The organism is Photobacterium sp. GB-56 (assembly GCF_003026105.1).
Classification (GTDB): domain Bacteria; phylum Pseudomonadota; class Gammaproteobacteria; order Enterobacterales; family Vibrionaceae; genus Photobacterium.
Genome location: NZ_PYNW01000001.1, coordinates 57,129 through 76,359 on the forward strand (window position 1 = coordinate 57,129; position 19,231 = coordinate 76,359).

Below are 19,231 nucleotides of genomic sequence, written 5' to 3' on the forward strand. Positions count from 1 at the left end.
TAATGGGGGTTACTGTGAAACCAGCCGCACGTCGTAATGCACGTCAGTTTGCTGTACAAGCTATTTACTCTTGGCAACTTACGAAAGGTAATGTTGCTGATATTGAGCAACATTTTCTTTCTGGCGATAAGTTTGAAGAAGAAGAACATCAAGCTGATGCGCCAGTTCTTGCTGCACCACATACTGATGTTAGCTACTTCCGTGATCTGTTCACAGGCGTAGTACTAAGCCACCAAGAACTTGATAGCAAGATGCGTCCATACTTATCTCGTCCTCTACAGGATCTTGATCAGATGGAACTTGCGCTACTTCGTCTTGCAATGTACGAAATGGTTAAGCGTGAAGACGTACCATTTAAAGTTGTTATTAACGAAGCAATCGAATTAGCTAAGCTATTCGGTGCGGAAGATAGCCACAAGTTCGTTAATGGTGTACTTGATAAAGCTGCACCAACACTTCGTAAAGAAAAGTAATTTTCGAAGTAACGAAACTAGATAAAAGAAGTCAGCTTAGCTGGCTTTTTTTTTATCTATTGTGTTGATATGAAGCAATCGTAAAGATAAGGGCATTATAATGGTGGCTGATAATGGATGAGTTGAACGATTATGGCACAAGGTGAATTTGATTTAATTGGGCGGTACTTTGAACACCAGAATGTTAAGCGAGAAGATGTTGATCTTGCGATTGGTGATGATTGCGCATTAGTTCGTGTTCCAGAAGGGTGTCAATTAGCGATCAGTACCGATTCGTTAGTTGCCGGCACGCATTTTCTGCAAGATGCTGATCCTAAATTAGTCGCACATAAAGCATTAGCCTCAAATTTAAGTGATCTAGCCGCCATGGGAGCAACGCCTGCTTGGGTTTCTTTGGCGTTAACACTACCGACGTTTGATGAGCATTGGCTAAATCAGTTTTGTGAGGGGTTCTTCCAATTAGCTGAGCAGTATAATGTTCAACTTATTGGTGGGGATACCACCAAAGGTCCTCTCAGTATTACTCTAACGGTTCAAGGGTTTGTTCCTAACGGGCAAGCATTGACACGTAGTGGTGCTAAGGTAGGTGATTCAATATATGTGACCGGTCAATTGGGTGATAGCGCAGCAGGTTTAGCGTTATTATTAACGGACAAACCATATCATGATCTTGCTCTGTCTTATGCCTTAAAAGAACGTCATTTTATGATGACACCGCAGGTAGAAGCAGGAATTGCATTGCGTGGTATTGCATCTGCTGCGTTAGATATTTCCGATGGTTTAATTGCAGATTTAGATCATATAGTTAAACGATCAGGTGTCGGAGCTGAAATTTATATCGAGCAGCTTCCTTTATCTTCTGAGCTAATCGCCTATTGTTCGACACCAGAGCAAGCGCAGCAATTGGCATTAAGCAGCGGTGAAGAATACCAATTGTGTTTTACTGTACCGAAGCATCAATGTCTTGAAGTTGAATCTTTAATGATGGCAAAAGGTATTCAAGTGTCTCGTATTGGTCAGTTAACTCAATCTAGTGGTATTGTTTTATTACAACAAGGTGAGCCTATTGATTGGCAAGTGTCAGGGTGGGATCATTTTATGAGTTCAAATAAGTAAGGTATCAGCGTGTCTACAAATCCTAAAGATTTATTGAAAATGAGTAACCCTTGGCATTTATTAGCAACAGGGTTTGGTAGTGGTTTAGCGAAGTACGTGCCTGGCACGATGGGTACATTAGCTGCTGTTCCACTCTATTTACTGTTAGCACAGTTACCTTTTAGCTGGTACTTAGTTGTCGTGTTTATTGCTGCGTTGATTGGTATAAAAATTTGTACCATCACCTCTAACGATATGCAGGTACATGATCATGGCAGTATTGTGTGGGATGAATTTGTTGGTTTTTGGATCACAATGGCAATCGCCCCAGAAGCCACATGGCAGTGGGTATTAACGGGCTTTATTTTATTCCGTTTCTTCGACATGGTAAAACCATGGCCAATTAGCTGGCTAGACAAACATGTTAAAGGTGGCTTTGGCATTATGGTTGACGATATTCTTGCCGGTTTCATGGCAATGATTGCGTTATGGGTGGTTGGCTACTGGCTTGGTTTTTAGTTAAACCTAACGATCACATTATAAAATTGATTTAGAAGCTGCATTCGTGCAGCTTTTTTTGTTTTTATCTCCTCAATTTTTACAAAATATAATGTGTCGCATTCCTAATAAAATCATTTATTTTTCATCATAAATCTGACGGTTTAACTAGTCTCAAATTATGTAGATAGAGAGAAGGGATTGCTCTATGAGTACCTATCTGAAAATAATCAGTGTTGGTTTATTAACCGTTGCTTCGATGGCTGATGGACAAGTTTATCCATCAACGGAAACGGCTTGGGTGTTAACGGGAAACTGGCAACAGCCAACCGCAATATCGGAATTAAATACGATTAAAGAAGTTAGGCGCTGGGAAGCGGATCATGCTGATGTTGTATTTGGTAGCTTACAAGATGTCGATTTAAATCAAAAGACCATTGCGATGGGTTATATCTACGTACACAAACTTGATTGTCGCCCAGATGAACAGCAAGGGTGGCTTCACCGCCATGCTTACCTGAATGGGCACGATCCTGAAAAGGGCTACATGCATTATAAAAATGATACTCAACTTACCGTTCCTGATCAAAGCCAAGGGTTAGATTACCTATTAAATGGCGAATCGATGTTAAGTATTCTTATTCGAAATAATGACTTCTTGACTGCGCGTTTTCCTTTAACCGTTAATGATAATGAACAAATTATTTTTCATGCTGCTTACCCGTTTGAAAATATCGTCATTGATAGTAATCAGCATCCTGAATTACGGATCACGAGAGTAAATGATGATGGTGATATTGGTGGTTTAGAAAAAGCAGATGTACATTGGATTCAACGAGAAGGTAAATGGTTTGGTCATATTAACCAGCGCTGGTTACCGACAAACGCTAGGTTCCAAGGACGTGAGCTGAATACTGGAAATAAGGCATTAAAGGCGGGGTATCGTAGTTGGGTAGTCGTTTTAAACTGGAAGAGCAAGGCGGAAGTGAAAGGCGTTAATATTGAGCCTTGGTTATCCGTTGTGAATACATCTGGTCAGCAATCCACAGCGACGATGTTGTTTCCTGGTTGGGATCCTAAAAACGATCCTAATGGTGATGGTTATGTTGATGATGATGAGTTTTTAGTAAGAGCTAATCAAGCGGCAAGTGCGAGATTTAAACATCAAGCTAGAGTGATCCCTACTGGAAAAATGTGGGCGGGCAGTTGCTGGTATCGGACTAATTTTAATGATGACTCTTTTAATCAAAATCATGCTAATTGGTATAAATATGATTGGAAACGTCAAGGTTTAACCGGTGCTTACAATGATGATATGGCCAAATTGTTCAGTACTAACCAATTTAATGTTCAATTTGGCGGACAAATATTAGAAGCGCCGATTCGAGCTGGCACCTCAAAAGCGGCGGGATATTATGCAGCGAAAATGTCTGATTTTCTTGATTTAGTTAAATCGACTACGGACAGTCAGTGGCTATCTGCTAATATTTCTGAGCTTAATTTGTGGGAATACCCTGATTGGCCAAAGCAATTAAGGGGGGTGGTGGATGTTTGGTTACGAGAGCATTATTTAAGCCCTGCAATTGGCTTAGAGCGATTACAATCCTATTGGGACAGCTATGCGTTAGCAGCACTCGGCGATAAAAGCTTAATAATGACCACAACTCGCGGTGGCAAAAGTCAACAAACACCATTAATTCAGCAAGCATGGGAAGACGATATCTATACCGGATTAGCCCTGTACTATCTGTTTAATATTCCCAATAAAACCTACTACCACAGCTGGAATCAAACCTTTATTTATGGCAGTAATAACACCCATGCCGATCCGAAACAGCTAAATAAAACCATTTGGTATCGCACTGGAGAGCCTAAGAATTGGGCGTATCAGCCCCAAAAGTTATTATCGGTTGATATTGGTAAACCAACGACCATACCTAACGGCTTTGAAGCGGTTAAATGGCTATCTAAAACAGGAAAAGTAGCAACGGATGAGACAAAGTTTGGAGATATTGCATTAGAGCCTGCGAATTGGTTTTGGTTATATCGAACAGGGTGGTTTGACGATGTTCCTAAAGATGGGGTTATCGCGCGGCAATATACGCAAGGGTTAGTGCTATATCGCGGTTCTAAATACCGTAATCACGCTGAATTTTATCAAGTTGATTCGATACGTGTACCATTATCTGGCCTGTATCAAAAAGTAAATTACGATGGTTCACTCGGTGAGCCGACACAGTATGTTGAAGTCAATGGCTATGAGGGTGTGATTTTAAAGAAAGTTGAGAAGGGCTGAGATGAACAATAAACGTAAGGCTAATAAAGAAAAAGGTTTTCCTGCTTAATAACAGAGAAAACCTTTTTCATAGTGCTTATTTGAACGGTGAAATTACTTAGCTAAATAAGTGCGAATTTGCTTTTCGATACCCGCACCATCAATTTCTAACATTTCATGCAGTTCAGCTTGTGTTCCTTGTTCAATGAATCGATCAGGCAAACCAATATTCAGTACTGGTTTCAGTGTCTTCTCTTTCATTAAAAATTCAATAACGCCGCTACCCGCACCGCCAGCAATCGCATTTTCTTCAACAGTTACAAGAACATCATGAGTTTTTGCTAATTCAAGTACTAAGGCTTCATCAAGCGGTTTCACAAAGCGCATGTCAGCAACAGTCGCATTTAAATTTTCTGCTGCTTCTAATGCATAGCCGAGCATGCTGCCAAAGTTTAAAATTGCGATTTTTTCACCTTCACGGCGAATGATACCTTTACCGATTTCAAGCTCTGTCATTGTAGGATCGACATCGACCTCCATACCGCAACCACGAGGGTAACGGACCGCACTTGGTCCTTGGTATTGGTGACCAGTATAGAGCATTTGACGACATTCATTTTCGTCACTCGGTGCCATAATCACCATGTTAGGAATACAGCGCATAAAGCTAATATCAAATGCACCTTGGTGGGTTTGACCATCAGCACCGACTAAGCCTGCACGATCAATGGCAAACATCACAGGAAGATCCATGATAGCAACATCATGAATTAATTGATCATATCCACGTTGAAGGAAAGTTGAGTAGATAGCGACAATAGGATGATAACCACCAATTGCCATGCCCGTTGCCAGTGTCACCGCGTGTTGTTCAGCAATCGCCACATCAAAGTATTGATCTGGGAACTCTTTAGAAAAGCGCACCATACCTGAGCCTTCACGCATAGCCGGTGTGATAGCCATCAATTTGTCATCAATAGCGGCCATATCACATAGCCAATCACCGAAAATATTAGAAAACGTCGGACTTGCATCCTTCGCTTTGGGTAATGGTTTCTGGCTTAAATCAAATTTAGGAACGGCATGGTAATTAATTGGATCCGCTTCAGCTGGCGCATAACCTTTGCCTTTTTTCGTCATAATATGAAGAAATTGTGGGCCTTTTAGGTTACGCATGTTTTTCAGTGTCTTAACAAGCTCATGCACATCGTGGCCATCAACAGGGCCAATGTAATTAAAGCCTAACTCTTCAAACATAGTGCTTGGCACAACCATGCCTTTGATATGCTCTTCTGCGCGTTTTACCATTTCTTTGATAGGAGGCGCATTGGATAGAACTTTCTTACCACCTTCACGAATAGAGGTATAGAAATTACCCGATAGTAAATGGGCTAAATGATTATTTAACGCGCCGACATTTTCAGAAATCGACATTTCATTGTCATTTAAGATAACTAGCATATCGCTGTGAACATCACCAGCATGGTTCATCGCTTCAAACGCCATGCCTGCGGTGATAGCGCCATCGCCAATAATGCTAACAACTTTGCGATTTAGGCCTTCTTTTTCTGCTGCAATCGCGAGACCTAGACCTGCACTAATGGAAGTTGATGAGTGACCAACCGAAAGTGTGTCGTACTCACTTTCACCGCGCCATGGGAATGGGTGCAAACCGCCTTTTTGGCGAATGGTTGCCATATCATCACGACGTCCTGTTAAAATTTTATGTGGGTAGGCTTGATGACCAACATCCCATATAACTTTATCAAAAGGCGTATTGTAGACGTAGTGAAGCGCAACGGTAAGCTCGACTGTACCGAGTCCGGAGGCAAAGTGGCCGCTGGTCTGACTCACAGATTTCAACAAATAGGTACGAAGTTCATCGCATACTTGTGGAAGGCTTTCAGCTGGCAATAATCGTAATTCATCAGGCGTGTTTGCGAGGGCCAGATGAGGGTATTTTGAGATATCCAAAGTCATAACAGTGTCGGCGCTTATACTGATTTAGCTTTTGCGTTCGATAATATATCGGGCAAAAACTTCTAATTGGGATGTATTGTAGGGTATAGCCGCTAATGCTTGTAGTGCTTCTTGATAAAGTAGTTGTGCTTTTTCTTGTGCACCATCTAAGCCAAGCAAGGCTGGATAGGTACTTTTATCCAAGGCAAGATCAGAACCTTGTGGTTTACCTAAGGTTTCGGTATCACTGATCACATCTAAAATGTCATCTTGCACTTGGAATGCAAGGCCAATAGCTTCTGCATACTGATCAAGTTGCGGCAAAATTGCTACGCCTTTATCACCAGCAGCTAATGCTCCTAAGCGGACGGCACAGCGAATCAAAGCCCCTGTTTTGTGTCGGTGGATTAATTCTAGTTGTTCTAATCCAACATGTTTACCTTCAGCATCAAGATCTAAGGCTTGCCCTAGACACATTCCGGCAGCGCCTGATGCTTTTGCAAGCTCACTTACCATAGCAATACGTTGGGTGTTGCCATCTTGGCTCAATTGTCCATTCGCCAAAATATCAAAAGCCAGTGTTTGTAGTGCGTCACCCGCAAGAATGGCAATGGCTTCATCAAACGCAATATGACAAGTGGGTTGACCACGACGTAATGCGTCATCATCCATCGCAGGTAAATCATCATGGATTAATGAGTACGCATGAATACACTCAACCGCAGCGGCTGGCGTGTCAAGATAGTCCTGAGTTACCCCTAACATTTCACCGGTTACATAGGTTAGAAAAGGACGCGCACGTTTGCCACCCAGCAGTGTTCCGTATTGCATGGCTTTAAGTAGGGCTTTATCTGCAAATGGTTGAGTTGATAACCAGTTTGCTAATACGTCATTACTACGTTGTTGATAGCACTTAAGGGATAGCGATAAAGAAGAACTATTGGTCATGGCTTGGTTCAAAATCAGTCAGTGGAGCTTCATCATCTGCCTGAAGCAAAATTTCTACACGTTGCTCAGCTTGTGTCAGCTTTTGTTGGCTGCTGCGAGCAAGAGAAATACCTCGTTCGAATTTTTTTAGCGCATCTTCCAGTGGGATATCGCCAGATTCTAGTTCATTGACAATGGCATCTAGCTCATCAAGGGCGGCTTCGAATGCCATATTTTCTGGTTTTTTTGCTGCCATATCATTTTCACTCTTATCTAAGTGCACGAAAAATAACGTAGAGAATTACTGGGGTCAAATTATGTCACAGGAATCTGTGTCGCTGACAGTAATTTTAATAAATAGTCTTCATTAATTGGTTAATAAAAAGCTAAATGAAAAGCTGAATTGGTCGATAAAGAGTTACTTTGCTGATGACATTCATCATTTAATGCTAAGAAGTGCCTTAGCGAAATAGTGAATATGGCGGTGGCTTTAAAGTTTTGGCTGTCTTTAGAGCGTATTATCTCAGTGATAGATTCAGATGTGTTGATTGATGTTCAATAAACGCAAGCCATTATTTTTACCTAGCAAAAGAGGATCATGCTTTGGATTTGGCGACGCTTATAGGATTGCTTGGTGCATTCGCATTCATTGTTATGGCTATGCTGCTCGGCGGCGATCTGGTTATGTTTTACGATACATCATCGATTTTGATTGTATTAGGCGGCAGTACTTTTGTTGTGTTAATGAAATACAACATTGGGCAATTTTTTGGTGCTGCAAAAATCGCCATTAAAGCCTTTATGTTTAAGACTGATAATCCAGAAGAGTTAATTGCCAAAATTGTAGAAATGGCTGATGCGGCGCGTAAAGGTGGATTTTTAGCATTAGAAGAGATGGAAATTACGAATCCTTTTATGCGTAAAGGCATTGATATGCTGGTGGATGGCCATGATGCTGATGTGGTTCGCGTCACGCTACAAAAAGATATTTCATTAACCAATGAACGCCATGAACAAGGGGTAGGGATCTTCTCCTCCTTTGGTGATGTTGCGCCTGCTATGGGAATGATAGGTACGCTTATTGGCTTGGTTGCCATGCTTTCTAACATGGATGATCCGAAAGCTATTGGTCCTGCAATGGCCGTTGCCTTATTAACGACGCTATATGGCTCGATGTTGGCAAACATGGTAGCGATACCTATCGCGGATAAATTAACCTTGCGTAAAGAGCAAGAGCGTTTAAATAAGCGTTTAATCTTAGATGGCGTGCTGGCAATTCAGGATGGGCAGAATCCACGAGTGATTGATGGTTATTTGAAAAACTACCTTCATGAGAAGAAACGTAGTGTGATCCTTGACGAGTAAGAGACAGTTTTATGGAAGAGCAATCTTGTAAATGTAAAAAAGGTGCGCCTCCATGGATGGCGACCTTTGCTGATCTTGCCACACTATTAATGTGTTTCTTTGTGTTACTACTTTCTTTTTCTGAAATGGATGTACTGAAATTTAAGCAAATTGCAGGTTCAATGAAATACGCTTTCGGGGTGCAAAATATGCTTGAAGTTAATGATATCCCTAAAGGTACGAGTGTTATTGCGCAAGAGTTTAGGCCAGGCCGGCCTGAGCCAACGCCAATCGAAGTGATTATGCAACAAACGATTGATATGACGCAGCGTTCATTAGATTTTCACGAAGGCGAGTCTGATCGAGCTGGGGGCACACAACGTGATGCGGGTAAACTAACAGGTGGACAAAGTAAAAAAACGGCGACACAAAATAATGAAAATGACGAATCTGAAGCCGATCAAATACAAGAGAAACTAAAAGAGATACTGACTAAAGCATTAGAACGTGAGATCAGTGACAAAATTATAGAAATTGAGAATCTTGGCCAGCAGTTGGTAATTCGTATTCGTGAAAAAGGTTCGTTCCCAGAAGGTTCGGCGTTTTTACAACCTAAATTTAAGCCATTAGTACGCCAAGTTGCGATGCTCGTTAAAGATGTGCCGGGCATTATTCGAGTTACGGGACATACCGCGAGTGATAAATTGGATTCAGAGTTATACCGTTCTAATTGGGATTTATCAGCGCAGCGGGCAGTGTCAGTAGCGCAAGAAATGGAAAAAGTAGAAGGGTTTGATCATACAAAAATGCGGGTGGTTGGATTGGCAGATACTCAGCCAATTGCTGATAACAAAACTCGAGAAGGGCAAGCTAAAAACCGTCGAGTGGAAATATCTATCATGCAAGGTAAACCGCATTTTAGTGATGAGATCAGCAGTAACTTTAGTGCTCAATAGATTGTAGTACTTAAGGTTATTACCATAATGGCAGCGCTAGTGCTGCCATTTTTATTGGGGCAAATAGAGTGGCTGTTTATCAAGAGCTTAAGATATTTACGCTGAATTTCGTCGATGAGAGTTGCTGGCAGAGATGATCATGACTAAGGTAAATATAATTGAAAGCCAATAACATGCGGTAAGTCTAATCGAAGATAACGTCGTGAGTTTTCATATCTTTGTTTCAGTGGTCGGTAGCTTGCTGTATAATTCGCGCCTTTAATTCCGTTTGGTACTCTCTGTCAATTTTCACGATATGATCTGTTAAAAATCATCCGTTAATGAATTGATTCTGTACTGTAAGCCCTGTGAAGCGAAGCGTGTTATGAAATTTATTGTTAAGCCACACCCAGAGATTTTTGTTAAAAGTGATTCAGTGCGTAAGCGTTTTATCAAAATTCTTGAGTCTAATTTACGCATCATCTTAAAGCGCCAGTCAGAGTCTGTTAGCGTTTATAACCGCCGTTTTTCATTGGAAATTAATGAATCTGATGAATCAAAGCGCGATATGATTTTAGCGATTCTGACGCAGACACCTGGTATTCACCATACCCTTGAAGTACAGCAAACGGAATTTACTGATCTTCATAATGTTTTTGAGCAAACATTAGCGCTTGTTGGCCCTGAGCTGGAAGGTAAAACATTCTGTGTTCGTGCTAAGCGTGTTGGTAAGCATGATTTTACTTCGATTGAAGCTGAGCGTTATGTCGGTGGTGGTCTTAATCAAGCTATCGAGTCTGCAAAAGTAAGACTGAAAAAGCCTGATGTGACAGTTAACATTGAAATTGAACATAATCTATTGAACCTTGTATTATTCCGCCATAAAGGTTTAGGCGGTTTCCCGCTAGGTACACAAGAAGATGTATTAAGTTTAATTTCTGGTGGTTTTGATTCTGGTGTTTCAAGCTACTTGCATATCAAACGTGGTAGTAAAGTCCATTACTGTTTCTTTAATTTAGGTGGTCCTGCACACGAGATCGGTGTTAAGCAGGTTGCGCATTATATTTGGAACAAGTTTGGTTCTTCAGCAAAAGTTAAATTTATCGCGATTGATTTTGAACCTGTTGTTGGTGAGATTTTAGAGAAAGTCGACGATGGTCAAATGGGCGTTATCCTTAAGCGTATGTTTATGCGTGCTGCGGGTAAAGTTGCTGATAAATTCGGTATCGAAGCATTGGTAACGGGTGAAGCGCTAGGTCAGGTTTCAAGCCAAACATTAACTAACCTTCGTCATATTGACGGCGTAACAGATAGCCTAATTCTTCGTCCACTGATCAACTGGGATAAAGAAGATATCATCAATGTTGCACGTGAAATCGGCACTGAAGACTTTGCGAAAACCATGCCTGAGTTCTGTGGCGTGATTTCTAAGAGCCCAACAGTAAAAGCGGTCAAAGCGAAGCTTGAAATTGAAGAAGACAAATTTGATTTCTCTATTCTTGATCGTGTTGTTGATGAGGCGCGTGTGATGGATATTCGTGACATCGAAAAGCAAAGCCAAGAACAAGCTCCTGAAGTTGAATTAGTTGAGCAGGTCGCTGGTGATGCCATTGTACTTGATATTCGTAGCCCAGATGAAGAAGATGAAAGCCCATTAGAGCTTGAAGGCATCGAAGTTAAGCACTTACCTTTCTATAAGCTAGCAACGCAGTTCGGTGACTTACCGCAAGATAAGACGTACCTTCTGTACTGTGATCGTGGTGTGATGAGCCGCCTTCAGGCGCTGTACCTAAAAGAGAATGGTTTCGAGAACGTAAAAGTTTACCGTCCTTTATAATAGCTATCGCTTTGTCTAAATAAAAGAAGCCTCGCAATTGCGAGGCTTTTTGTTATCGGGCGAGTTTCTATTACTTAGTCTCAACAGATTAAGTACGTGGTAATACGTCGTAATGCATATTCGGCCATACAACCATAGGCTCTGCAACTTCAGCCGCTTTAGCTTTATTTTCCAGTTGCGTCACTATCTCTAGCGCAAACTCTTGTGCAGTTCCGGGGCCTTGACTGGTTAATAGACGTGTATTTTTATCATACACCACACGTTTAACGCGTAATTGATGTGTTGGTATATGATGTTGAAAAGCAGGATGACATGTCATGATTGAATGTGTGAACACTTGATGTGGAATAAACATCACCGCAGGCGTTGCACAGATCGCGGCGATCAGTTTACCGTCGTAATGATGCTGCTTTACAAATTCAACTACCAGTGGGCTATCACGAAAATGTTCCGCGCCTTTTAAACCGCCGGGTAACACCACGCAATCAAATGGCTCATCGGCAACATTGATCAAAGGCACGTCTGCTACGAGCTTGATCCCGCGAGATCCTTCTAAAATTAGTGCGCCATCTTCTGCGGTACTTGCAATCGTTACTTCAAATCCAGCCCGCTTTAAAATCGCAATTGTATTAATTGCTTCCATTTCTTCACTGCCAGGAGCAAGACAAACAGCAACGCGAGGAGCAGTTGTTATTGGTTCAAGCATGATATGAGGACTCCATTGATGTGATGGTTTGCCATAACTGGGTATTCACAGGCACAGCAATATCGAATATTTTCGCTTGGTGAATAAGATAGCCAGTAATATAGTCGATTTCTGTTGGGCGCTGATAAAAAACATCTCTATTCATTGAAGAATAATTATCAGCGGTCGCTTTTATTACCGTGAGTGCCTGTTGATAAAGCTCACCATTTTTTATCCTGTAGCCTTCTGCTCGCATAACGAGCGTGACTTCATTACAAATTTGGATTAATTGGGCTTGATAGCCTTCATTAGCAAGCTCACCATTAGTACATTGATGAATGGCTGTTAATGGATTAATTGCACAATTAATGGCGAGTTTCTTCCATAATGGCTCCATGATGTCATCTTGCCAATAGCACGGTGATAATGCTTGATTGAACATGTCAGCGATGGAGTTATCAGTGGAGATGACAGAGGACAATGGGCCAATAAACGTTTGTCCAAGCCCTGTATGGCGTAGCGTACTTTCAGCTGTTTTTAAAGCAGCATGGGATGTGGTGGCATAATAAATAGTATGTTTAGGAAAGAGTTGCTTAACAGCGTCATGGCTTCCAATCCCATTGTGCATGATCACTATCTTGCATCGCGCTGAAAGATCGTTAATAAGGGGATGTAAGGCGGTGATGACTTGGAACGATTTTACTGTCACAAGGAGTAAATCACTTTGTTGTAAATGATCTATGTGATTAGCATCGAAACAGTAAGTTCTTACTTTACCACTCAAAGATTGAAACGTGAGTGGATAGCGGGTTATGGATGAACGGGTCCAAACTTGAACATCATGTTGCGGTTGCAAAGCGATAGCCCATAATGAGCCGATTGCGCCTGCACCCAATATTGTGATTTTCACACTGCAATCCATTGTTAACTATATTGATGTAGATAGTAACATTGTTCAAATAGTGCAGGATCAAAAAAGGCGCTGATATAGCGCCTTTTCTCATTAATTACTCAATAACTTATTGATTAGAAGTTATATTTAACTGAGTAAATTACAGCATTTTGGTTGCCTTTAGTACCTAGCTTGTTGTAAGCGTAACGGTACTGAATGCCTGTTGTTACGTGATCCGTTGCGTTCCACCATAGTGCTAGTGCACCGTTTGCGCTTACATCATCGCCTTCACCTGCAACGATCATGTAGTTGTCATTACGACCAAACTCAGACTCGTGCCAGTTACTGATCATGAATTTTTCGCCGAATGCATTAAAGTTGTAGCCTGCAACCCAACCAAACATACCGCCATTCATACCAGAAAAAGATGAAGGATTTTTCCAATCAGCAGATGTCATTGTGTGGTGGAAACCGATAAATGGGTTGAAGAACCAGCCATCACCGTTGAATGCGTAAGATAGACCTAGCACGTTATTTTGTGCAGTGAAGCCATCGCTGTTCGTGTTGTAAACTTGTCCGTATAGACGAAGCTCTGCAATACCAGTTTTGTAAGCGATTGTACCTTTAACCGATGTACGTGCTTTATCAGAACCTTGATCTGCATTTTCTAAGTCAGCGAAACCGTATAATTCACCCCAGCTAAAACCAGCACCACCTTCAAGTTCTAAGTACCAGAAGTCTTTTTGGTGACCAGCACGCTCTTCTGTACCGTTAGACCAATCTAAGTAGTTAACGCTCATATCACCAAAACCATACAAGTACTCTGCTTGTGCTGGGAATGTTGATGCTGCTGTTAAAACGCCTAAAGCTACTAGTGACTTGCGCATGTTTTTATCTCACTCAATATGGTCTAAATATAGGGATTTTTGGCCGCCCCGTTTTTCTGGCGCTGATTCTAGTGTTTTATATCTCGTTTGGGAATGTAACGTTTGCGCAAACCTTTGCTTTTTGTGATCGTGATCGGCTGAAATCGATTACATTTACATTAAAAATGTGATGAATCTGAATTTATATTGCGATTTAAATGAACTTTTTTTGACTTTAATACTCTGTGCTAATTTTTTTGGTAGCAAAAATTCGCAATTTACATGAGAAAGGTAAGTTAAGGCTTCCGTTTTCAACAGAAACCTTACTTATCATAGGTGAGGTTATTTTTCTTCCAACGTATCAGTTGTTTCAGGAAGGGTTAAAGCATCATTCTTAGCAACGAGTTTGATTAAAAATAATACTGGAATACCTATCAATGCGGTGGTGAGGAAAAAGATGTTATAGCCGAAATGGTCGACATAAACGCCAGAGAATCCCGCAATAAATTTCGGGAAAAGTAGCATAATAGAGCTAAATAATGCGTACTGGGTTGCAGAGAAAGCCACATTGGTTAGGCTAGACATAAAGGTGATGAAAGCTGCGGTTGCAATACCTGCACCTAAATTATCTGCTGAAATAACTAAAGTTAACATCTCGAGGTTATTACCAACATAGGTAAATACCATAAACAATAGATTGGTCATTGCGGATAATAAAGCGCCTAAGGCAAGAATACGTAAGGTGCCAAATTTACTGACAAGAATACCGCCTAAACCAGCGCCCACTAAGGTCATGATCACCCCAAAGACTTTTGAAATAGACGCCACTTCATTTTTAGTAAAGCCCATGTCAACATAAAACGCATTAGACATTACGCCCATCACCACATCAGAAATGCGATAACAACTAATGAGCAATAAGATCAGTAGTGCGTTTTTACCATAGCGCTGAAAGAAGTCTTGGAAAGGCATGACGACAGCGGTATAAAACCACGCAGCGAGTCTTGCTTGTTTTTTACCTATCCCTTTTTGCTGTAATTTTTGTTGGTAGTTATGTTCGATTTTTTGAATTGATGAGCTGTCGATCTTTGGTTCTTTAACAAAGAGGGTGGTGATCACGCCAATTGACATCATACCCGCCATGATAAAGTAAGCGGCTTTCCAGCCTGCAGGATCATAACCACTATCAGAGCCGAACCATGCAGCAAAAGCCAGTGCGCCAGCTCCTGCCATGATCATCGCTAATCGATAGCCTGCCATATAGGTTGCAGATAATGCGGCTTGTAAACGTACGGTAGCAAGTTCAATACGAAATGCATCAATGACGATATCTTGTGTCGCAGAAGCAAAGGCGACAACAATCGCAAATAAGGCAAATTGAAGAAGATCAGTTTGTGGGTTGCTGGTCGCCATACCACATAGCGATAAAATAATGATCAGCTGCGAAAATAACATCCAGCCACGACGTCGACCAAATAATCGAGAAAAAATGGGCAAAGGAAAACGGTCCACAAGTGGTGACCATGCCCATTTAAAGCCATAAGCAAGGGCTACCCAACTGAAAAAACCGATACTGGTTCGGCTAACATCAGCTTCTCGTAACCAAAATGAAAGGGTGCCAAAGACTAATAAAATAGGTAAGCCGGAAGAGAACCCTAGCGCGAACATGATCAATGCTTTGGGGTTTAAATACACACGCCAACCGGTGGTATTATTTTGTTGTATGGCTTTGTCCATATTTTCCTCGTAACACAAGTATCGACCATTGATACTTAGCAAAGTATAAAACTGTTATTTTTCTTTATAAATCAGATCTTAGCAGCAATAAGCCTAGTGTGCATTGCTTCATTATCAGTTCGACAACAACTTGTGCTTTTAATTCATAAACCGTAAAAGTAGGTTGATATTTAAGGGTAAATATTTAAGGACGCTGGATCTGTGTTAGTTCAGGGCAAGGGGCAAGATTGAGTAAGTAATAAGCGTGATTGGTGATTTTTTGTTGAATATAAATGTTGCCTAGCAATTGGTAATCTTCGAGCTTTATAACGTATTGAAGTAATAGCCAAAAAGTAGCTTCATAATCATCGATTGGATCTTTATCAGCGATATTCATGTCCCACCACTGAGCAAGACATTCATGGGCATCATTTTTTAGATGATAAAAAGGAACGTCGCCCTCAATAGTTGCAATAGTAGACAGCGCAAAAGAAGGGGCTTGCTCAAAAATAAACTGCTGAATTCGTTTATTTTGACGATGAAAAACAGACGGTTGGTAGAGAGGTGTGATCATATACGTCACCTGTACTTGATTGCGCACAGGTGACGTAATCAATTTATTTAATAACTTTCATTGATTCAATGATTATAGGCTGCTGTGGTACATCTTGCATACCTGTTGCACGATTAGAACCCGTTGGGATTTTAGCCATATCTTGTACAACAGAAAAACCTTTAACCACTTTACCGAATACCGCATAACCTGGATTATTACCTGCAGCATTTAAAAATGCATTGTCTTTATAGTTAATAAAGAATTGGTTAGTCGCAGAGTTTGGATTTTGCGTACGTGCCATAGCAACAGTTGCGGTGTCGTTTTTCAATCCATTACTTGCTTCATTTTTGATCGGAGCATGCGTTGGACGTTTAACCATGTCTTTATCAAAACCACCGCCTTGAGCCATAAAGCCAGGGATAACACGATGGAAAATCGTCCCGTTGTAATTACCTTCTTCAACATAGCGTAAGAAGTTTTTACTACTAATCGGGGCTTTTTCTTCATTTAGTTGGATCGTAAAATCCCCTAAATTTGTTGTTACTAAGACCTGTGTTGCAGCACTGACAGGTAAAGCGATAAGTAAACATAGCGCAAGTAAAAAACGTGACATTAAACATTCTCCGTTAAGTATTGATGCAATTCGCCATCTTTGGCGATCTCTTTAAGCACTGAATTCATCATTTTCTCTAAACTTTGTGCGATTTCTTCGCGTGTCACTTTAAAAGGTTCTTGCTTGGTAGAGCGAGCAGAATATTTTTTACTAAAAGTACCTTTTGGTGTAGTTACAACAAGTTCAATTTGAAGTTGGCTATCAATATCATGTTTAACTAAGCCTTGGGTTACCTTGACTAAGGCTTGCTGAATATTGATAGCAATATTTGACGTTGAAGCAGTGTTTACAGTAATTCCTTCGCTGGCAAATTGTTTTTTTAATGCAGCTTGAAAGGTTGATGCAATATTACTTTCCGGTTGAAACTCTTCAACATTGGTCGCACCACTATCAACAATGGCGATATAGTTATGATTACGATCATCTTTGCTTGATAGTTGTACTGCAAGCTGTGATGTGGCTTGCTGTGCTAAAACTGGCGTTAATGTTAAAGCGAGTGGTGGTTGCGCAGGACGGCTTGCACATGCGCTTAGTAATAATGCTGCGGCAATCACAATATATTTTTTCATGCTCTCCATTTCCTTGTATTCGTTGTTTAAATATAAACGAAAAATCAATGTCGTATTAAATATCACAAGCAATAAATTAACGTCATAAACACGTTAGATTATTTTGACGATTGTAAAACCACAAATTTATTACTTTGGCCGATAAGTTTTACATTACCAAAGACACGTTTTAGCTTTTCATGGTAACCCAATTGCCTATTCCCGATCACGATCAGATCGCCACCTTGACGTAATACTCGTTGTGCATCGCAGAACATTTGCCAAGCAATATGATCAGTAACGGTATTTTGCTGGTGGAAAGGAGGATTACATAAGACTAAGTCAGCGCTATCAAGTGGGAAGTTATCTAAGCAGTTAGCTGTTACTACTTGTAATTGGTTAGGATTGTCTAAGTTTAAATCTGCATTTTCACGGCATGATGCAGTCGCCATAAAACTTTCATCGACACAAACAACGTTAGCTTGTGGGTTTAATTGTGCAGCTTTAATACCGATCACTCCATTACCACAACCAAGATCGATAATATCTTTATACTTTGCATCTTGTGGAATGAAATCTAGCAGTAAACGACCACCAATATCTAAGCTATCACTAGAAAATACGTTGGCATGGTTAGTGATTGTTAACTTATGCTCAGGCACCTCCCATTGCGTAGGGCGGGGTAGGGGCTTTGCTAAGTTAGGATTGGTTTTACAAAATATTAATCGCGCTTTTTTAACGGCTAGTGATGTTTTGGTCTCACCTAAAAACTTTTCAAATAGCTTTAAGGTTGAAGAGTGAATCTCTTTTACTTTACCTGCCGCAATAATAGTGCAATCAGCAGGAAGTAAGTGACATAATTGTTGTAATTGCCAGCTTAATAACCGATTGTTTTTAGGCTGCTTTAACAAAATTAACTGAGGGTTGTTAGGCAATTTTGAAAGACAATCAACAATATTAATCATTGGTAATTGGTTGTTTTCTAAGTTAGCAATAAATGCCTGTTTAGAGACAAAAGAATCCGTCACACTTGTGACAGGTGCTTGATTTGAAAACCAGCAACTTAATGCGCCAAAGCTATCGTTCATGATAAGAATTGGACGTTCAGGGTCGAGTTCCAGATCGTTGCAATAATTGATCAGGTACTCATCGCCAGCATCCCATGCTTGCAGAGTTTCATTTTTCCTTACTGGAAAACGAGTTAGCGATAGAGTGCGTTGGTGTAAGGTTAGCTCTGGTTTCATTGCGGATAACTTTCAGGTATGTTTACAAAATAGTCGGCTATTTTCGCAGAACACCACGCGAGTGCAAAGGAAATACGACATCAGAACAAGAATAAAGTAGAGAAAGATTTGGCAATAGTGCGATATTGCGAGCGGAGGTAAAGTAAATATGATCCAACAACGTATCGAGCATAAACTTCATGATGCGTTTGCACCTAAGCATTTAGAAGTGCTTAATGAAAGTTACATGCATAATGTTCCCCCTGGCTCTGAGAGTCATTTTAAAGTTGTCGTTGTGAGTGCTCAATTTAATGGCCAGCGTTTAATCGCAAGGCATCGTGCTATTAATAGTGTGTTGGCCGATGAATTGGCAAATGATATTCATGCTCTAGCTATTCACACTTACACTGAAGCGGAGTGGTCTGAGCTAATGGCAGCACCTGCATCACCATCTTGTCGTGGTGGTTCACAAATTGGATAATTAGTGAAATATATTAAATAAAAGGTCGTTGTTATAACGGCCTTTTTTATTATTTGTCGGTAATATAAAACTGAGTGCGAATCTATAACTAGCATCTAAATTTGTTAAAAATTATCATCGCGGTCAATATTTAATCTAATTTTAGGTGATGATTCAAATAACACTCACTTGTTAACGGTATGTATTAATTTGATTATCTCAATAAAAGTGATGATGACATTTATGTTAAAAACAGACCTGAAAATAAATGCAAGGTCGAATGGCGTTATTTTTAATAAATGTGCGCTTCATCAAACTTATTGAGTTAT

General features: G+C 40.6%; 19 protein-coding genes. 8 read left to right on the forward strand and 11 right to left on the reverse strand.

Going from position 1 to position 19,231, the window contains the following annotated elements:
• The first annotated feature begins 2 nt into the window (after nt 1-2).
• From nusB to C9J42_RS00305, 4 genes are all read left to right on the forward strand, one after another.
• Nucleotides 3-473, forward strand: coding sequence for a transcription antitermination factor NusB (gene nusB / locus C9J42_RS00290; protein WP_005370080.1), 471 nt, complete (start codon nt 3-5; stop codon nt 471-473).
• 132 nt (nt 474-605) lie between these two features.
• Entirely contained in the window at nt 606-1,589 is a 984-nt protein-coding gene (gene thiL, locus C9J42_RS00295) for a thiamine-phosphate kinase (protein WP_107205416.1), read from the forward strand.
• A gap of 9 nt (nt 1,590-1,598) precedes the next feature.
• Nucleotides 1,599-2,087 (forward strand): phosphatidylglycerophosphatase A, encoded by a 489-nt coding sequence (gene pgpA / locus C9J42_RS00300; protein ID WP_107205417.1) that lies wholly within the window; start codon nt 1,599-1,601, stop codon nt 2,085-2,087.
• 187 nt (nt 2,088-2,274) lie between these two features.
• On the forward strand, nt 2,275-4,362 hold the full coding sequence (locus C9J42_RS00305; protein ID WP_107287232.1) for a hypothetical protein: 2,088 nt from the start codon (nt 2,275-2,277) through the stop codon (nt 4,360-4,362).
• 93 nt (nt 4,363-4,455) lie between these two features.
• Here the strand turns inward: C9J42_RS00305 and dxs are convergent, their stop codons facing one another.
• From dxs to xseB, 3 genes are read right to left on the reverse strand one after another with little or no spacing between them, the layout of a single operon-like run.
• Nucleotides 4,456-6,321 (reverse strand): 1-deoxy-D-xylulose-5-phosphate synthase, encoded by a 1,866-nt coding sequence (dxs, locus tag C9J42_RS00310; protein ID WP_107287233.1) that lies wholly within the window; start codon nt 6,319-6,321, stop codon nt 4,456-4,458.
• A 24-nt stretch (nt 6,322-6,345) separates the two neighbouring features.
• Nucleotides 6,346-7,248 (reverse strand): (2E,6E)-farnesyl diphosphate synthase, encoded by a 903-nt coding sequence (ispA, locus tag C9J42_RS00315; RefSeq protein ID WP_107245671.1) that lies wholly within the window; start codon nt 7,246-7,248, stop codon nt 6,346-6,348.
• Nucleotides 7,238-7,483: an exodeoxyribonuclease VII small subunit gene (gene xseB, locus C9J42_RS00320; protein ID WP_005370105.1), complete on the reverse strand. Its 246-nt coding sequence runs from the start codon at nt 7,481-7,483 to the stop codon at nt 7,238-7,240. The genes ispA and xseB overlap by 11 nt, the downstream gene beginning before the upstream one ends.
• Before the next feature lie 347 nt (nt 7,484-7,830).
• Here xseB and pomA point away from each other — a divergent pair, with 347 nt between their 5' ends.
• The 3 genes from pomA (at nt 7,831) to thiI (ending at nt 11,343) form a co-directional block, all read left to right on the forward strand.
• Entirely contained in the window at nt 7,831-8,592 is a 762-nt protein-coding gene (gene pomA, locus C9J42_RS00325) for a flagellar motor protein PomA (protein ID WP_107205421.1), read from the forward strand.
• An 11-nt stretch (nt 8,593-8,603) separates the two neighbouring features.
• Complete coding sequence (locus C9J42_RS00330) at nt 8,604-9,527, forward strand: flagellar motor protein MotB (protein ID WP_107205422.1); 924 nt, start codon at nt 8,604-8,606, stop codon at nt 9,525-9,527.
• A gap of 364 nt (nt 9,528-9,891) precedes the next feature.
• Nucleotides 9,892-11,343 carry a tRNA uracil 4-sulfurtransferase ThiI gene (thiI, locus tag C9J42_RS00335; RefSeq protein ID WP_107205423.1) on the forward strand — a complete coding sequence of 484 codons (1,452 nt, stop codon included), beginning with the start codon at nt 9,892-9,894 and terminating at the stop codon, nt 11,341-11,343.
• Nucleotides 11,344-11,431: 88 nt separating this feature from the next.
• Here thiI and C9J42_RS00340 read toward each other — a convergent pair whose 3' ends face one another.
• From C9J42_RS00340 to C9J42_RS00375, 8 genes are all read right to left on the reverse strand, one after another.
• Complete coding sequence (locus C9J42_RS00340) at nt 11,432-12,049, reverse strand: DJ-1 family glyoxalase III (RefSeq protein ID WP_107205424.1); 618 nt, start codon at nt 12,047-12,049, stop codon at nt 11,432-11,434.
• On the reverse strand, nt 12,042-12,938 hold the full coding sequence (gene panE, locus C9J42_RS00345) for a 2-dehydropantoate 2-reductase (protein ID WP_233217679.1): 897 nt from the start codon (nt 12,936-12,938) through the stop codon (nt 12,042-12,044). Before panE ends, C9J42_RS00340 begins: the two co-directional genes overlap by 8 nt.
• Nucleotides 12,939-13,054: 116 nt before the next feature.
• On the reverse strand, nt 13,055-13,807 hold the full coding sequence (locus C9J42_RS00350; protein ID WP_107205426.1) for an outer membrane protein OmpK: 753 nt from the start codon (nt 13,805-13,807) through the stop codon (nt 13,055-13,057).
• A 321-nt stretch (nt 13,808-14,128) separates the two neighbouring features.
• Nucleotides 14,129-15,523, reverse strand: a complete 1,395-nt coding sequence (locus C9J42_RS00355; protein ID WP_107245668.1) for an MFS transporter — start codon at nt 15,521-15,523, stop codon at nt 14,129-14,131.
• Nucleotides 15,524-15,707: 184 nt separating this feature from the next.
• The gene (locus tag C9J42_RS00360; RefSeq protein WP_107205428.1) at nt 15,708-16,076 is read right to left on the reverse strand and encodes a hypothetical protein; all 369 of its coding nucleotides are present in this window, start codon (nt 16,074-16,076) and stop codon (nt 15,708-15,710) included.
• A gap of 43 nt (nt 16,077-16,119) precedes the next feature.
• The gene (locus C9J42_RS00365; protein WP_107205429.1) at nt 16,120-16,671 is read right to left on the reverse strand and encodes a peptidylprolyl isomerase; all 552 of its coding nucleotides are present in this window, start codon (nt 16,669-16,671) and stop codon (nt 16,120-16,122) included.
• Nucleotides 16,671-17,240 carry a YajG family lipoprotein gene (locus C9J42_RS00370; protein WP_107245666.1) on the reverse strand — a complete coding sequence of 190 codons (570 nt, stop codon included), beginning with the start codon at nt 17,238-17,240 and terminating at the stop codon, nt 16,671-16,673. Before C9J42_RS00370 ends, C9J42_RS00365 begins: the two co-directional genes overlap by 1 nt.
• Before the next feature lie 98 nt (nt 17,241-17,338).
• A complete protein-coding gene (locus C9J42_RS00375; RefSeq protein WP_107287234.1) occupies nt 17,339-18,463 on the reverse strand; it encodes a methyltransferase in 1,125 nt (374 codons plus the stop codon).
• Between the two features lie 148 nt (nt 18,464-18,611).
• Between C9J42_RS00375 and bolA the strand changes: the two genes are divergently transcribed.
• Nucleotides 18,612-18,923 carry a transcriptional regulator BolA gene (gene bolA, locus C9J42_RS00380; RefSeq protein WP_107205432.1) on the forward strand — a complete coding sequence of 104 codons (312 nt, stop codon included), beginning with the start codon at nt 18,612-18,614 and terminating at the stop codon, nt 18,921-18,923.
• The last annotated feature ends 308 nt before the right edge of the window (nt 18,924-19,231 follow it).

Coding starts and splice junctions, on each gene's coding strand:
- nusB (WP_005370080.1), top strand. CDS start 3: ATGGGGGTTACTGTGAAACCAGCCGCACGTCGTAATGCACGTCAGTTT.
- thiL (WP_107205416.1), top strand. CDS start 606: ATGGCACAAGGTGAATTTGATTTAATTGGGCGGTACTTTGAACACCAG.
- C9J42_RS00305 (WP_107287232.1), top strand. CDS start 2,275: ATGAGTACCTATCTGAAAATAATCAGTGTTGGTTTATTAACCGTTGCT.
- dxs (WP_107287233.1), bottom strand. CDS start 6,321: ATGACTTTGGATATCTCAAAATACCCTCATCTGGCCCTCGCAAACACG.
- ispA (WP_107245671.1), bottom strand. CDS start 7,248: ATGACCAATAGTTCTTCTTTATCGCTATCCCTTAAGTGCTATCAACAA.
- xseB (WP_005370105.1), bottom strand. CDS start 7,483: ATGGCAGCAAAAAAACCAGAAAATATGGCATTCGAAGCCGCCCTTGAT.
- C9J42_RS00330 (WP_107205422.1), top strand. CDS start 8,604: ATGGAAGAGCAATCTTGTAAATGTAAAAAAGGTGCGCCTCCATGGATG.
- thiI (WP_107205423.1), top strand. CDS start 9,892: ATGAAATTTATTGTTAAGCCACACCCAGAGATTTTTGTTAAAAGTGAT.
- C9J42_RS00340 (WP_107205424.1), bottom strand. CDS start 12,049: ATGCTTGAACCAATAACAACTGCTCCTCGCGTTGCTGTTTGTCTTGCT.
- C9J42_RS00350 (WP_107205426.1), bottom strand. CDS start 13,807: ATGCGCAAGTCACTAGTAGCTTTAGGCGTTTTAACAGCAGCATCAACA.
- C9J42_RS00355 (WP_107245668.1), bottom strand. CDS start 15,523: ATGGACAAAGCCATACAACAAAATAATACCACCGGTTGGCGTGTGTAT.
- C9J42_RS00360 (WP_107205428.1), bottom strand. CDS start 16,076: ATGATCACACCTCTCTACCAACCGTCTGTTTTTCATCGTCAAAATAAA.
- C9J42_RS00365 (WP_107205429.1), bottom strand. CDS start 16,671: ATGTCACGTTTTTTACTTGCGCTATGTTTACTTATCGCTTTACCTGTC.
- C9J42_RS00370 (WP_107245666.1), bottom strand. CDS start 17,240: ATGAAAAAATATATTGTGATTGCCGCAGCATTATTACTAAGCGCATGT.
- C9J42_RS00375 (WP_107287234.1), bottom strand. CDS start 18,463: ATGAAACCAGAGCTAACCTTACACCAACGCACTCTATCGCTAACTCGT.
- bolA (WP_107205432.1), top strand. CDS start 18,612: ATGATCCAACAACGTATCGAGCATAAACTTCATGATGCGTTTGCACCT.